Origin of the sequence: Bacteroides thetaiotaomicron VPI-5482, from assembly GCF_000011065.1 — a bacterium.
In the GTDB taxonomy this organism is placed as follows: Bacteria; Bacteroidota; Bacteroidia; order Bacteroidales; family Bacteroidaceae; genus Bacteroides; species Bacteroides thetaiotaomicron.
Genome location: NC_004663.1, coordinates 818719 through 835559, shown reverse-complemented (window position 1 = coordinate 835559; position 16841 = coordinate 818719). Strand labels below are relative to the sequence as shown.

General features: G+C 41.8%; 11 protein-coding genes. 1 reads left to right on the top strand and 10 read right to left on the bottom strand.

What is annotated here, in order from left to right; translation table 11 throughout:
* Positions 1-105 precede the first annotated feature (105 nt).
* On the bottom strand, positions 106-1245 hold the full coding sequence (gene nspC / locus BT_RS03340; protein WP_011107393.1) for a carboxynorspermidine decarboxylase: 1140 nt from the start codon (positions 1243-1245) through the stop codon (positions 106-108).
* Positions 1246-1421: 176 nt separating this feature from the next.
* On the opposite strand from nspC, the gene BT_RS03335 reads away from it, so the two are divergent.
* Positions 1422-1976, top strand: a complete 555-nt coding sequence (locus BT_RS03335; protein ID WP_008761351.1) for an NAD(P)H-dependent oxidoreductase — start codon at positions 1422-1424, stop codon at positions 1974-1976.
* Positions 1977-2066: 90 nt separating this feature from the next.
* Here BT_RS03335 and BT_RS03330 read toward each other — a convergent pair whose 3' ends face one another.
* From BT_RS03330 to BT_RS03290, 9 genes are all read right to left on the bottom strand, one after another.
* Positions 2067-5312 (bottom strand): efflux RND transporter permease subunit, encoded by a 3246-nt coding sequence (locus BT_RS03330; protein ID WP_011107392.1) that lies wholly within the window; start codon positions 5310-5312, stop codon positions 2067-2069.
* Between the two features lie 31 nt (positions 5313-5343).
* Positions 5344-6843 (bottom strand): TolC family protein, encoded by a 1500-nt coding sequence (locus BT_RS03325; RefSeq protein ID WP_008761349.1) that lies wholly within the window; start codon positions 6841-6843, stop codon positions 5344-5346.
* Positions 6840-9947 (bottom strand): efflux RND transporter permease subunit, encoded by a 3108-nt coding sequence (locus tag BT_RS03320; RefSeq protein WP_011107391.1) that lies wholly within the window; start codon positions 9945-9947, stop codon positions 6840-6842. The genes BT_RS03325 and BT_RS03320 overlap by 4 nt, the downstream gene beginning before the upstream one ends.
* 26 nt (positions 9948-9973) lie before the next feature.
* Entirely contained in the window at positions 9974-11062 is a 1089-nt protein-coding gene (locus BT_RS03315) for an efflux RND transporter periplasmic adaptor subunit (RefSeq protein WP_011107390.1), read from the bottom strand.
* A gap of 131 nt (positions 11063-11193) precedes the next feature.
* Entirely contained in the window at positions 11194-13137 is a 1944-nt protein-coding gene (locus BT_RS03310; RefSeq protein ID WP_055229875.1) for a hypothetical protein, read from the bottom strand.
* Positions 13138-13144: 7 nt separating this feature from the next.
* Positions 13145-13867: a signal peptidase I gene (gene lepB, locus BT_RS03305; protein WP_011107388.1), complete on the bottom strand. Its 723-nt coding sequence runs from the start codon at positions 13865-13867 to the stop codon at positions 13145-13147.
* A 12-nt stretch (positions 13868-13879) separates the two neighbouring features.
* Positions 13880-15025: a 6-bladed beta-propeller gene (locus BT_RS03300; RefSeq protein ID WP_011107387.1), complete on the bottom strand. Its 1146-nt coding sequence runs from the start codon at positions 15023-15025 to the stop codon at positions 13880-13882.
* Complete coding sequence (locus tag BT_RS03295) at positions 15025-15564, bottom strand: hypothetical protein (RefSeq protein WP_162303151.1); 540 nt, start codon at positions 15562-15564, stop codon at positions 15025-15027. Before BT_RS03295 ends, BT_RS03300 begins: the two co-directional genes overlap by 1 nt.
* Before the next feature lie 107 nt (positions 15565-15671).
* Positions 15672-16820, bottom strand: coding sequence for a 6-bladed beta-propeller (locus BT_RS03290; protein WP_011107385.1), 1149 nt, complete (start codon positions 16818-16820; stop codon positions 15672-15674).
* Positions 16821-16841 lie beyond the last annotated feature (21 nt).

Genomic DNA, 16841 nt, shown 5'->3' with positions numbered 1-16841 from the left:
CGGTTGCAAAGGTAGGGATTTTCCGTAATTCTGCAAACATTCTGCATCTTTTTTTCACAAGAATCTGCACACTTTGTTTCCGCAAACAAACAATTGTTTTGATTATCAACTCATTCGGTCCCGATAGTCTTCATAAGAAAATTGCTTGTATATTTCCGCTTTCCCTTCTTTTGTCCACAAAGCGATGGCGGGATGATGGATTCCGTTAAACATATTTGTCTTGACCATAGTATAGTGAATCATATCTTCGAACACAATCCGTTCTCCGATCTGCAACTCATGATCGAAACTCCATAATCCCATATAATCACCACTCAAACAAGAATTACCTCCCAAACGATAAATAAATTCTCCTTCATTCCCCATCTCCGCACCACGAACGGCAGGCTGATAAGGCATTTCCAGACAATCGGGCATGTGGCAGGTGAAACTCACATTCAGAATAGCCGTCTTGATACCGCGACTCTCAACGATATCTACCACTTCCGAAGTCAGGACTCCTGTCTGCCATGTAAAAGCAGAACCGGGTTCAAGGATGATCTGCAAATGAGGATATCGTGCTTTCAGGTCTTGCAATAATTTAATCAGATGTTCTGTATCATAATCTTTTCGGGTCATCAGATGCCCGCCTCCCAGATTCAGCCATTTAATTTGCGGGAACCAGCGGGAGTATTTCTCTTCCAGATGCTGCAAAGTACGTTCCAGCTCGAAAGAAGAAGATTCGCAGTGACAATGACAATGGAAACCTTCGATTCCTTTGGGCAAGGTATCCGGTAATAAGTCGGCGGTCATTCCGAAACGGGTACCGGGTGCGCACGGATTATAAAGTTCTGTTTCTACTTCCGAATATTCGGGATTCACACGGATACCGCAGGAGATTCCGCTTCCTTCGGCCACTGTCATCGGATAGAAACGACGGAACTGTGCCATTGAATTAAAAGTGATGTGGCTGCTGCAACGCATGATTTCCGGAAAATCCTGTTCCGTATACGCAGGAGAATAAGTATGGGCTTTACTTCCAAATTCTTCCAATGCCAGACGCGCTTCATACACAGAACTTGCTGTGGAATGCTCCACGTATTCGCGGAATATCGGAAATGAACGCCACATGGCGAATGACTTGAAGGCGAGAATAATCTCTACTCCTGCCCTGTCGGCTACGCTTTTTATCAGACACAGGTTCTTTCGCAAGAGTTCTTCCTCCATAATATAGCAAGGAGAAGGAAATTGGGTGAAATCTATCATATATAAATTTATTATCTAAAATAACGCCTTACGGACGTGCCTGCAAAAATACAAATTCAAAAGCAAAGAGAGATTCTTTTATTTTTAATTAAGATATTGAGTTTCGAAAACTTTTTCTTATTTTTAGACCTTTATATTATAGATGTAGTTGTTTCATCCTAAATACCCGATTGATTATGAATAAAGATTTAAGAAAAGTGGTGATTCTCCTGGCGCATCCCAATATGAAGGAATCACAAGCAAACAAAGCACTGATTGATGCTGTGAGTGATATTGAAGGCGTAGCAGTATTCAATCTTTACGACCAGCAAGGCGCTTCTTTTGATGTTGACGAATGGAGCAAAATCATTTCCGATGCTTCCGCCCTCATTTATCAATTTCCCTTTCATTGGATGGCTGCGCCGTCATTGCTCAAAAAATGGCAGGACGAAGTATTCACCTTCCTTTCCAAGACTCCGGCAGTAGCCGGGAAACCATTGACAGTAGTAACCACCACAGGTTCCGAATATGAAGCATACCGTAGCGGAGGCAGAAACCGCTTCACAGTGGATGAGCTTTTACGTCCTTATCAGGTTAGTGCCATTCATTCGGGGATGTCGTGGCAAACGCCTGTTGTTGTTTACGGAATGGGAACCGCAGATGCGGGAAAGAACATCGCTGAGGGAGCCAACTTGTATAAGCAACGGGTAGAAATGCTGATCGGCAGCAGCAATGCAGGAAATAACTGGTGAATTATCTCCTATACCTTATTTCGATTAGCTATTAGCAAAAACAAATTAGCTATTAGCTAATCGAAATATGCTAATAGCTAATTTATTTCTTCAAGGCTTCTTCACCATCATCTTCTTTTTATTCAAAGTCAGTACCGGCAAGAAAATAAACACGCCGATCACGGACATTACCAATCCACCGATAGTACCTGCAGCCAAAGGAAACCAGAAACCTTCTTTCTCTGCTCCCACCATAAAGGGGATAAAGCCAAGGATGGTAGAAACAACCGTCAGAAAAATGGGGATCACTTTCGTATTCCATGCCTTCACGTAAGCACGAAGAGAAGAAAGGCAGGGAAAGCGTTTTCGAATCGCATTGTACTCATTTAAAATATAAATACTGGCATTCACTGTGATACCGCAGAGCAGAATGAACGAAGCGAAACCACCTTGGTCAAAGTTCAACTTGAACCAGTAGAACGTCAGAAACACACCGATATAAGAGATCGGAATGACAAAGATGATCGCTAACGGCTGTTTCAACGAATTGAACAGAATGCTTGTAATAAAGAAAATGATAGCAATCACAATCAGGAGCAAGCGATACTGTTTGTTGGCACCTCCACCCCATGACCAGTTATTACTTTCCGCTTCCGCCTTATATCCCATCGGAAGAAGTTCATTAAACTCTTCCAGGTCTTTTTTCAGCAACTTATTTCCCTGTTCCGACGCACCGATATACTCATATTGCAGGCATAAGCGGTATTGTTGATTCTCCTTCGCCACTTCCTGCGGCATCTGTCCCTTCTCTACCTTAGCCAGTTCCGCCAGTTTATACTCTTTATCGCCTACACGGAAAGGATAATACTGCATGGCCCATATATCCCGCTGATCCGACTGGCGGGAAGAGAGTTTGATTTTTTCCGTTCCATCTTCGGTAACAACGGAACCGATTTCCTGATTCCGCCCATATATGGGACGAATAGCAGCAAACAGTTCTCCGGCTCCGATCCCCGCTCCGATCATCCGTTGTTTATCCAGCTCAAAATAAAACTCCTGATAATCATCCTTCCACCACGAGAAATTGGAACCGACCGTAACTTCCCTGATACGGCGATGAGACAATAAGACCTCTTTCAGTTTTGTAGCCCAGCTATAAAGTTCATCATAATTATATCCGTACATTTTCACCCGGAATGATCCCGCATTCTCGCGTACACTATTACTGAATCCCTGATCCTGTAATCCATAAATACTCCAATCTCCTCCCCCCAACTGGAGAGCTTTACTGATCATGTTAGCTTTCAGCGTATATGGGAACCCGCTTTTCTGATTTTCCTTTGTGAAACGAATGCTGATAGATGCCCTGCGGGCACTTTCTACCGATGTCTGAAACTGCTTGATCTCCTTGAACTCGCTCAGATAAGTTTCCATTCGCTTGATCAGTGCATTCATCTGTTCAAGCGTACTGCCGTTCGGTAAATTGGCGTTGGCATAAAGCACCACCTCCTCATTCCGGGTAAAGTAGCTCCCTTCATACACCTTTTGCACAAACAGCCTCAGACTTCCTCCCAACGCTTTATCCACTATCGGTTTCACCTTTTCCTTATAGGTAGGAGTCCCCAGTGTCTTATTATAAATCTCTGCCCATTTGCCATCCCCATCCATCTTTTCCGGCAACAGAAAGACCGGTAATCCGAATGCCAGCAACAGCAACAGACAAACCGCTACTCTCCAGCGGCAAAGCCTCTGTATCAGCCACCTGTAGAAATGACTGAAATAGACCGGCCCCCTTCGCATCTTCGAACGCAGCCATCCTAAGAAACGGGTATTCCCCATTTTCCATTTTCTCTTCACTCCGGTCAGAGAAGACTTCCTGCGTCGTTTCAACCCGATTTTATCAATCAAAGAAGGTACAAAGAACAGAGCAACCAATAATGAAACTCCCAGATTAATCATCACCACTGCGGCAAAATCCTGCAGATTCAGACGAATCCTCTCGTCCAGAAAGAAGATGATGACCAACGCTCCCATTGTTGTCAGTGTAGCCGCCAATACAGACATGAACGCCTTCCGGTTTTTACATCGAAGATAATGATCACTCATCACAATCGTATTATCAATCACCAGGTTCAGTGAAACCGTGATACCCGCCAAAGAATATAACTGCATTTCCAGTCCGAAGACATAGTAAAAGATAACGGCTATTGCCATATTCACGGTCAGACTGGTGACAATCAAAAACAGATATTTGGGGCTGAAAGTAATCAGCAGTACAAACAAGAGCAGGATAGCCACCGTCACTCCCGTACGCAAATAAATCTTGTTCAGCTCGTCATGTATAAACTCTGTAGTATCATAACTGGTATGAATCTCGTATCCCGCCGGAAGCGACAGTCTGATATCATCCATACACGCCTGTACTTTTTTGCTCAGTTCCAGCTGATTAGCCGCCTCTTCAGCGACAACAGACAGATAAATCGAATTCAGCCCATTGATCCGGTAATAGCTCTGAGGCTGCTCTTCCATACGGACGACCTTCACCAGTTCGTCCAAGCGGATGGTTCTCCCATCCTTCACTTTCACCTGTATCTGCCCGGCGTCAAACTCCCGGTTATCATGTTCGGGCATCAGCACCAACCGAATCCATTCCTTGCCCGAAGCCGCCTGTTCCACATCATAAGTCCCCAGAAACTCTTTCTGATAATGCAGACCGACTGCCTGACTAATTTCATCCGTACTCACCCCCAACGCACGCAACTGCTCATAATCATACTCCAGACGCCATTCCATCGGTGTGGCTCCGCTGACGTTTATCTTATAGATTCCCGGAAGCTGCGCAAGGCGTGTCTTTATATGTTCCTCCGCATACTTCTGAATCAGACTGGGAGTGGCAGGCGCATTAATCGTGAATGCGATAAAAGGTCCCTGACTTTTCTGCTCCGGACTTGCCATCTGAATGTACGGGTAACTAACTCCCGCCGGCAATTCCGGCCAAGTCTGACGAATGATGGTCGAAGCCTCAAAACGTGCGACAGCCGCATCTGCATGCTTGTCCAGACTCACATTTATACTTCCCCAGCCATTGCCGGAAGTCGAAGATATGCTTTGTATTCCCTTGACACGGGCAAGCATCGCCTCCAGTTTGCTGGTAGCCGTCATCTCCACGACACGTGCCGAAGTCCCTCCCATGCCGAACCATACAGAAAATCCGGGTAAGGTCCGTGACGGATTCAGCTTCACCGGCAGCAACGGAACAAGTGCCAGCCCGACCAACGCCACGCTGATAAAAGCGACAATGAGCGTAAAAGCGGAAGCCTTTGATGACTTTTTAATTTCAGAACCTATATCTTGCATGATTCATTTGTCTATATCCCAAAAGAAATTACTATCTAATCAGTCTTCCTCCATTAAAGTCGAAACGATCCGAAAGAGAAAGCTTCGTAGCAAAATCGAATAAAGTCAGACGACGTATTTTATAATAATTCAGCCAGTAGTTCTGCAAGGCAGAAATGTAGTTGCGCTGCGCCTCCTGCTGCCTGTTGAGCGAAAGCGTCAGACTATTAATATCCGCTTTACCGATAATAAAACGTTGCCTTGTCTCATTATAAGCCAGTATCGCCAGGTCCAGCGCTTCTTCCGCACTGGCAATCAACTGCTGCTGGATATTAAAATCACTCACCGTCATGATGACTTCCTCCTCAATACTGATCTCATCCTGACGTGCCGAAATCTTCACTACATTCAGATTATTCCGTGCCATGTTGTATTTGCCCTTACGAACGCCCCAGTCCAGCAGCGGAATCGATACGCTGACCGCTACCAAGTCCTGCTGCATCGGTTTATGATACACATCTCCGAAGTTTTCCGCCACCTGGTTGAAACCGATACTGGCATTCACGCTGGCATTGAAACGGGATTCCTTCTTTGTTCTGTCCACATTCCGCTCCGCTTCCAGTACATTCTGCTTCAGTTCCAGCAACTGCGGATTATTGCTCCTTCCCCATCTCAAAGCCTCATCCACCGGAATCTCCATCATACTTGGGCGTGAAGGAAGCTCCAGTTCGATCTGGGTATTCTTATCCAGATTCAGAAAAGATGCCAGTGAGAACATTGCCCGTTTCAAGGCGCTTGCCCTATTCTGCAATGTATTCTGTGCATTCACTTTATCCAGCTTTAAAGTCAACAGGTCCGCCTGTGAAATAGCGGCGATCCGGTGCCGTTGCTGTCCGATGCGGTACAAAGTATCCGTAGATGCGAGGTTTTCCTTTGCCAGTTTGTATTCCGCCTGCGCCATCGCCAGCGAAAAGAAATAATTCGTCGCCGTTTCCGAAACCTTTTCCACATTATAAAGAAATTCCTTTTTCACACGCTCGTATTTCAGCGGTTCGATCTTCCGGTCCCATTTGAAAGGATTATACCCGACCAGGCTCTGCGAATAACCGAGCCGTATCGGGACGCTGGTAAACTGTGTCGCACTATTATCCCCGAAATTACGCATATAGGCAAGGTTCGACTCCAGATAGAACGTACCTCCGGTCAGGTCCAGATTTTGACGGACACTTAATCCTCCATAGGCATAATATGACTGTTGCGTACGGTAGACATCCAGGTCCTGTCCCGAATCATAACGTTTCGTGATATCCCGGTTATATTGTGCCGGGGTAAGGTCCATTGTCAGACTCGGCAAACGGTTTGCCCGGTACGTCCGGTATTCCCAATAACCGGACAGATACATATTTTGTGTGCGGAATGACTCCAGCGAACTGTCGTTAGCTAAAGCGATAGTCTGGTTCAAGTCCAGCACCAGACGTTTCTGGGCATATACTGAAGAGAAACATATCCCCGATGCTGCCATCAATACAAAAAGAACGGATGATTTCTTCATAATTCAACATGTTTTTCATTTGGTTTGTGATTCCCGCTTTTTCCCCGATAGATAAACCAGTAAAGCAGCGGTATGATAAAGAGGCTGACCGCCGTACCGATGGACATCGTGCCTATCATGGCGATAGACAACGGCTTTTGCAGTTCCGATCCCATATCCGAGGAGAACAGCAACGGCACCATGGCAAAGATGGTCGTCAGCGAAGTCATGATAATCGGACGCAGACGCCTGCGGCCTGCTTCGTGAATAGCTTCCAGCAAAGGAACGCCTGCCTTGCGCAGTTCATTGATCGCATCCAGTTTCAGAATAGAGTCATTGATTACAATACCACAGGTCACAATCAGACCGATGGCAGACATCAGATTCAGCGTATGCCCGCATATCCAAAGCAAGAGTAAGGCAAATGCCACATCAATCGGGATTTCCGCCAGTACCAGCAACGGCTGCAGAAAACTCTCGAACTGTGCGGCAAGAATGAAATACATCAGCAGCAGTGAGATCAACAGAATCACGACCAGTTCATCCAGCATCTCCTTGTTGGAGAAGATACTGCCGGAGAAGCCCGTATCCCAGTCCCCTGTTTCCTCCGCCACCTGTTTCACTTCACGCATCAGCCGGTTCGCATCCTGCACGCCGTAAAAGTCGAACGGGACATACTCGCCGTTACGTCCGGAAGTAATACTTTTCAAGTCTTCGGCGGGAGCTACGTTGATCAATTCCCGAAGCGGGATAAAATCGACATTCCCACGGTTGTCCGGTTGCGTCTGCACCAGTGTTTCCTGCAACACCTCGTTCACAGTCTTTTCATCCCCGGCAATGTTGATCGGCAAATACTGCTGATAAGAGTGCAGCATCGTCACACTGTTTTCCCGGAAAGCCGTTTTCAGTACCCGATACAGTTCGTTGTAGGAAACACGGTAGAGCAAGAGTTTCTCTTTGCTGATACTCAGATTCAACTGGTTTTCGAAGGCGATACCTGTCGGATTGATTCCGGTTTTTCGTCCCAGTTCCTGTTCAACGCTACGGATTGCTTCCGCTTTGGGGGCTTCCGCTTTATTACGGGTGTAAAATTCCGCCACCACATCCGGTTCACCCGTCACAAAGAGTTTCTCAAATACCGTTTCCGGCGGAGAGAAAGAAATGACAGAGAGCGGATAACGTTCCTTCAGTTTCCGGTATACCGCCTGTTCCAAAGAGGCAATAGCATTGGAAGTCTCCGTACGGAAATAAAGTTCCGCTTCGGAAGAAGACAGTTCCCGTTCCCGATTGAGAATGAAATCCTGTCTGCCGATAGAGGCTGTTTGCTCCAGTACTTCATCTTTCAGTTCCTTGAAAAGTTCATCCACCCGTCGTTTGTTTTCATCCACATGGATATTCTCATTCCATTCTATCCGGGCGATCAGTTCATTTTCCTCGATATCGGGCATCCGTTCTTTGTCTATAAAGAAAAAGAAGAATACGCAAAGCGGAATGGAAATCACACAGAACAGTACACTGAACGTTTTATGGCGAAATACCCAGTCAACACCCGCATCATAGAAGCGGTCCAGCGTGTGATCCTTGATCGGGTTATTAAATTTGAAAGAAAGCCACTTCCATTTCCGGGTGCGGACACCTGTCCGGTAAACCAGCAGATAAAGCACGGGAAGCAGCATGATACCGGTGAGATAAGACACCATCAGTCCTACAGTGACGGAAAAAGCCTGGTCAAAGAAAATAGCGCCTGCAATACCGCTCATAAAAATCAGCGGGGCAAAGACGGCAATAGTTGTCAGAGAAGAACTCAGCATGGGGGTGACCACTTCACTGGTTCCCGTCACACAAGCACGGCGCAAGGAGTATCCCCGTTCACGGTATTGCGATATATTCTCAGTCACAATAATCGAACTGTCAATCATCATTCCCAATGCCAGGATCAATCCGGCAAGTGAAATGATATTGAGAGACATATTGCAAAGGTAGAAAAAGACAAAACTGATCACGATGGACACCACCATACTGAGTCCGATAACCAAAGGAGACTTTACATCTCCCAGAAACAGAACCGCTACCAGACAAATAAAGAGAAAGCCCAGGGAGAGATTCTGTTGCAGATTAGAGATGGTGTAGTCCAGCAGTTCCGTCTGATTACGGCTGATGCTGAAATCGATCTCCGGGTATACTAACTGAAAATAGGTCATCGTGCCAACCAGCGCCTGCTTCATCTTATCCATGTTCTCATCCGCCTGTTTGATGACGGCAAGGCTCACCGCCCGTTTTCCATTGGACAGGGATACTCCTTTTTCCTTTACAGGTACGACGCTTACTTTGCAGAAGTCTTTTAACTGTACGATGCGGTCGCCCTTACGCAGATAGATATTTTCCACATCCTCCGCTGTACGCAGCAATGTCGAGAATTTAATATTGTATTCATAATACCCGTCGCGCACTGTCATGCTGCCCGGTTCCACATTATTAGAGGATAAAGCCGATTCGATATCTCCAATGGAGAGTCCCATCATGGCGAGCTTGTCCTTGTCGGGCACAATTTGTACTTGCCGTTCCAAAATTCCGGTCACGTCCACCATGGCAACTTCTTCAAGCTGCTCTATCCTGCGCTTGATGACAGACTCGGCAAACTCACACAATTCAAGGAAGGAGTGCTGTTCCGTAGCTCCGTAAGCACTGTCATTCTTCAGTGTCAGATTCAGATAGAATACGGGAATATCCGTTGCACTCGCTTTGATTACCTTCGGGCGTTCCGCTTCTTTCGGAAGATAGTTCATGGCGGCATCTATCTTCTCATTTACCTCGATAAAGGCAAGGTCGGTATTCGTTCCATATTCAAATGACAAGCGGATAATGCCCGCCCCGTCTCTCGATTCACTATGAATATCCTTCAGGGTAGAGACCTGAATCAACTGCCCCCGCAAAGGTTTGACAATCGTGTTTTCCAATTCCCGGGCAGAGGTATTGGCAGACGCCACCTGTACCGTAATCTCAGGAATAGCGATATTGGGAAGCAGCGATATAGGCAGCGTAGAGTACGTCACCAGTCCGATGATGAAACAGGCGGTAAAGGCCATCAATACGGCAATAGGGCGCTGAATTAAGAATTTTATCATAGATTCATTATTTAATTCTTAATTCTTCATTTAACATAGACTTCCGCCTCATGCGCCAGATTCAGATTTCCGGTGACGATCACCGTATCTCCTTCCAGCAGACCATCCTCGATACCTTTCTGTGACTTGTCGGAGACGACACATTCTATCGCATTCTCCAGTCCCGTATTCACATAATTCCACATTGCCTTGCCGTCTTTCAGGGTAAATACCACTTGTTTGCCGGAACGCAATACAACGGCACTCTTCGGAATAACCAGCCGCTCTCCCAGCGAACGGCGGACACTTACCCTTACATTCATTCCGCTGAACAGTTTTCCTCCCGCATTTACCAATGCTTTCACTTTCACCATGCCGTTGGCATCCACCAATGGATTTATCTCTGATACACTGCCTTCAAACGCATCTCCTCCGGCATAAGGAGTAATTACCACTTTATCTCCCATCCTGATAAAAGCAAGTTCATTTTCCAGCACTGTGAAATCAGCTTCCATTCCTTTGGAATCGATAATAGTACAGAATGCTTCAGAAGTATTTGCCGGATTATAAGGCTTTGAAAATAAATTAGCTACTACACCGTCAAAAGGAGCAATCAACGTAGCATGCTCCATCTCTCTTTTCGCCAGTTCATACTGGGATTTCGACTGTTCATACCCGCTTTTTACTTTGGCGATTTTCATTGTTTCGGCAGGGACTTTACTAAAGTCGTCAGGAGAATATCCCTGCCCGATCAGTACGTCTTTCAATTCAAGTTCGGCTTTCAGTAAAGCATCTTCCGACTGGGATAATTTCTGTTCCAGACGGAATTTATCCAGATCAGCCAGTTTCTGCCCTTTCTGTACACGGTCGCCATTCTTCACATAGATATGAGCGATGACTTCACCGGTTTCAAAACGCAGATCGGCTTTGCCACGGGCACTGATTTTGCCGTTACTCACCAGTTCGTGATGAAAATCACGCTTCTTCAATATCTGAACAGCTACTTCATTCTTCGTATCTGGAAGGACTGTGGAGACGCCTTTCTCCGATTCATCTGCAGTATTCTTCTTGTCGGAACAAGAGAGCGTCATCATACATGCAAGGCACAGTAAAAACCATGTAAAATTATTTTTCATCGTATTTATTGGTTTGTTTATTCTAATTATCTCACATATAATTTCTTGTATACTGTATGTAAGTTTGTATCATGTTTGCCAAATTTAGACAAAAATATCTATTAATCAAGTTTGTACAGTCATTTTTTTCTTCACTCATTTATTTTATTGCGATTAAATGAGTCAGTAGTTATATCAATCGTAAAATATTGCTTTTTATCTCTATAAATAAATATTTGTTCTTCCCGCCCTTTCGTAAGGTTTCTGAGCCACAACAATGCATTTTTCGGTACAATATAACGGACCTCCCGAGTAACAGCAGTCTGAATTCCTAAAGATTGCCAACCAGACACTCCATCTTGATAAAACAATTCGTAGACATCGCCCGGACTAATATAATTATCATCATTACGGGGAGAAAAAGTTATCCTACTGATGGAAGATTCTTTTTCTAACTTAAAAGTAATAGCGGATGTCATATCAGTTGCCTGAAAATAAGTTAGAATATTACCATCTGTAATGTTCCCTATCTTGTCAATCGGTTTCAAAGAAGTCATCGCATGCATAGAAATTTTCGCCTTACCTAAAGTATCTTCATACAAAGCCAACTCCGCCAACTCGACTCTAGTGCCTACCGGAGGAACATAACGAATATATTTATATTTCTGATGCGAATGCAACGGACAGAACTCATAATAATTAGTTGTAAACGAATCTTTAATCTGATATAATAAATCAGCTTGTCTGAAAGTAGTATCATTGGCTGCTTCTATCCTAGCGCCTCTGGTTGATCTATATAACCATTCGGAGATAGTTGGTTTGATAGACATCTTTCTCTTCAACACAGCTTCCTCTCTATTTATCCTGTCAGGTTCAAGCAACTCGGCCTTGCCATTTCTGAAAATAAACGAATAGCCAGCCGGATGCAACTGCTTACCATCGAAAATGAGCGTTTGATAAATGATATTAGGCTCAAGGTTATGGAAAGTCACCTTATCTCCGTTACTTATCGCCATATCTACAGGTATCCATCCATTCGGACGAAATACCCCCAAGTAAATATATCGTTCTTCTTTTTGTATAGGTACCGTCACCTCGTTTTCACCAAAATAATTGGCAGTTACATCTCTTATATAGGAATTCCTGAAAAATTTAGGTATTCCTATATCCTTTACATTAAGTAGTAAAGCCGTTGATTTTTGTTCACCAAAACAATATCTATATGCTTTCCCCTTCTTTCTGTTATCCGTAGTTATCTTATCTCGTGTTGGATCAATTTTTCCGGGCTCAAATAGAATGAAACGTCCTGTTGTATCCCGTAATGTATTCCATGTATGATAATGCTGATACTCGGGAGAATATCTGAAGAATTCAGTTGCAACTGGAATGCCACAAGCGCGCATAGCATACAGTGTTATATCACATGATTCTCTACAATAGCCAATACGATGATGATACAGAAATTCTCCATCCATGTGTGGTATAATAAGTTCTGTAAAATAATACAACTCTCGTTTCTTCAATTCTCCGCATACCATCCGACAAGCATACACCACATCTTCTCCATGATAAAGAGAGTCTAGAATGGGAGTATAATGTTCATAATAAAGTTTTCTCCACGATGATAAAGGTTCATTATCAATGCGGTAAGGCAAGATGAATTCGCAAAAATCATCAAAGTCAAGACTTCTGTTCCAAGGATATTTCTTCCATACCTTGAATGCCAGGTCTATATTCTCTATTAAATAATTACTAGTAATTACCTGTGCATCATAAACTTTAGGTAAAGAGTAAAATGAAACTTGCTTCCATTTCTTAATCGATTCCTTATCCAACTTTCTCAATGCAAGCATTTGACGAACAGAATCCAGCTGCCACCCTTCGTAAGCATACCAATGAGGCATATTTCGGATGAGGAAACGTGCTGCTTCCAACTTTTCAGGTTCCTGTCCATAATGTTCCAAAACCTTTTCCAGCTCTCCCCGATTATCTCCGGCAAAAGAGAGAGCATATTCCAACCGTTTATCAGCTGATGAACATGCAACGAATACCGAAGCAAGCACAATACAAGGAATTATTAATCTTATATATTTCATCATCATCCTATATTGTTTTAAATATTCTATTCCATCTTATCTGTTTGGTCTTAGGATCTCTGGAAAACCAGATACATTTCCCTACTCCTAAAATAAAATCATCGGGTAATACCCCCCAATAGCGGGAATCATACGAATCATTTACATTATCTCCCCGCATAAAGTAGTAATCGTGTCGGAAACAGTAACTTTCCAGTAAAGTATTTGCAAGATACACCTTGCCCTCTTCAGATACTCTCACAGGTAATCCCGTTTCATATTCAATACATTTATAGTAATCACTGTAGTTAGTAGTATCAATTCGTATAGTATCATTTATTTTAGGCAGATATACAGTTTTTGTTCCTTCATTAGTCCTCCATTGATATATCTCTCCAGGAAGTGCCACACAACGTTTACAATAAAACACTTCATCACACAGAATCATTTTCTCATTCTGTTTTGCGTATGGAAAATTGAATACTACCACGTCTCCCTTCTTCACGCCATGTGCTCCTTTCCTTCGATGAATAAGATAATGTTCCGGCCGTAAAGGATCTTTCTTGTATATTCTACGTCCGGGAATTTGCACAGAAACAAGTATGTAATCTCCACCAACCAAGGTGGGAGACATTGAATAAGTCGGAATCGTACAAGATACCAGCCAGTATACTCTGACTGAAAAATAAATCTGGAACAATATGAAAAGTCCCAATAATGCCCAACCAAACTTTTTTAATGCCCGCTTCATTGCTTTCTATTCTTATTCAAGTTCATAAAAAATTAAGCATGCAGAATTATCTCCCAGACTTTCTATTTTTTCTCGGACCTTTTTGTCTTTTATATGAGTTAATGAGCGTAACTCCTTCCCTTTTCCGAATGCAACAAATTCATTTTTATAGGAATGAACGATTACATTAAAAGGGAATGTTTTGCCTTTATCATTTTGTGAATACAGATAAAAACTACCTGTTTTAGTATATTTATCAAATAAGAAATATCCTAAAGTTATACCATACATATATTGTAACAAAATTTTAGTATCAGTCTCATAAATTCCGTCAAATCCGGTGAAGTACCCCTGCTGATCCAACTTTAATAAATCTCCACTATAAGAGGGCGTATTCTTTCTGATTTTATTTTTAGGCGCCATTTTCTGAGTCATTTCGATAATATACTTTGGCTGGAAAGAAGACGATGCAGCTGAATATGTGTATACCGTATCGCATAATGGCATAATTACATCAATATCTTTATCTGCACGTGTCATTGGATGCCAAGAAAAAGGATACACATAATTGCCCAAAGTAATCGGCTGATATGAAAAGTATCGTTTGATGACTTCTTTTTTGGTCAGGTCGAATAAAGAATAAGGTTCTGTGTTATCCATGCTCATCCCATGATAATTCAACAATTGATTATTATTAATTAATAAAGTTTGATAGCACCATTTGAAAGCACCTTCAGAAATAGTATCTGTAAACATATAGTTTCCCCAAAAATTATAATTGATCAATTTGTTTTGAACACCATCAATAATGGTGATTTGTTTCTTCTTGTTATCAATATAAAATGTACTTAGCTCACTATAGTCATCTTCCCTCTCGCCTTTTCTTCCGATTTCAGCCATTAATTCACCGTTTAAGGTATAGGTATATAGCTTTTCAGATGTCTGGACAAATAAATAATCATCATTCATTTCCAGTTTCCGGATATTATTTATCCGCTGGAAAAAAGGAACTTTTTCCAGTTCAACAATTCTCACATTTTTGTAAGCAGGAGATCCTAGCAAAGGATTATTTGCAGAGTTGAGACAATGTATTTTTATCCCATCAGGCCCTTTCGTTACAGATATAGGTATAGCGGCAATGCTATATGCAGTAAAGATAAGCGTAAAGATTAGTTTCATTATATTTCTTTTTTATAATACTTATAGTTGTATGCTTTATTCCTTGATAAAGTCGTCGTAATTCTTTCAAAATAACGATTGGTTAATTTAGGTAAATCCTTGTCAGGAATAAAAGTATCAATTACTCTCATACCTCTATCTAAGACAAACAAGTAGGGAACTACCTCTTCATCAAGAGGTATTCCTAGTGAAAACACATTATAGACTTTAGGAAAAAATCTACAAATCCGTTGAAAATCTTTTTTTTCAATTTGTACCCGATAAGTTGTAAACAATAAGATGTCAATATCAGGATATTGTTCTTCAAATTTTCTCATTTTTCTCAAAATATCCTCTACGCAAGTAGAACAACATTGAGTGGAATATCTTAAAACAAGCGTATATTCTTTTCTTTTGATCTCAGACAAATGTATGCTATCTCTGTCTTTAGTATATAATAGCATTTCGGGGTCTAATTGACAATATCCTTGTTTGGATAAGATTATATTATCTTGCAATGATATATTCTCATAAAAGAGTTTATTGACTTTTTCAGTCAACAAACTCTCTTTTTTACTATATCCATTATTAATTATATAAAATGCTATCAATAATAAGATATTCAGAGTTAACAATATAAATGTTCCACATTTCCACATCTCTATTGCTATTTAAGTTCATACAAAATCAAACATGGATTATCATCTTCCTCCAAATCTTTAATGCTTTCACGAATTTTTTCGTCTTGAAGATTTTCCAGTTCCAATAAATCTCTCGGTTGTGCATATCCTACAAATACATTTTTATATGCATAGATAGTGTTGAAAAAAGGTAATGTTGTATACTTCTCGTTCCAAGTAGTTAGATAATAATGTCCTGCTTTAGACGATTTATCAAACAAAAAATATCCCATAACAACTCCTTGATCTTTATATTCTAGTAAAATTTTCGCTTCGGTTTCAAAAATTCCAGTAAATCCAGTAAAGAATCCTTGTTCGCTTAACTTACATATATCCTCAGTATAGGAAGGTGTATTTTTTCTTATTTTCTCCTTAGGAATCATTTTTTGAGGTGTTTCTATTATGTATTTCGGTTCGAAAGAAGATGTTGCTGCTGAATAAGTGTATATTGTATCGCATAAAGGCATAATTATATCAATGTCTTTGCCGCTCCTCGCCATTGGATGCCAAGAAAAAGGATACATATAATTACCTACAGTTATCGGTTGATACGAAAAATACTGTTTTACTCTTTGTTTGCGCATATCGAATAAAGAATATGCTTCTGTATCATTCATATCCATCATATTATGACTTAATAACTGATTGTCTTCAGTCAAAAAAGTGTAATGACAACTCTGAAAGGACCCTGCTGGCACAGAAACTGTGGATAAATATTTCCCATAAAAATCATAATTGATTAATACATTTTTATAATTATCTATAATTGTCACCTGCTGTTTTTTATTGTCGATATAAAACGAGCTTAAGACAATATATTCTTCCGGTCCTTCTCCTTTTCTACTAATTTGAGATACAAATTTACCTTCTCTTGTGAATGTATACAATTTTCCAAATTCTGATACGAATATAATAGAATCATTCATTTCTATTCGATTTACATTACTAATCAGGGAAACTGGAGACGTTTCCAGCTTTATAATTTCTACGTGTTTGTAAATCGGTGTCTCTTGCAGAGGTTCTTCTGAAGGATTAAGATTACGGACTGTTTCACTTGATGTTTTTTTTTCAGGATTACATGATACTACAATAATGCTACTTAAAAAAAGCATTATCATATAGACTTTCTGTTTCATAGTACTTATTTTATTATACAT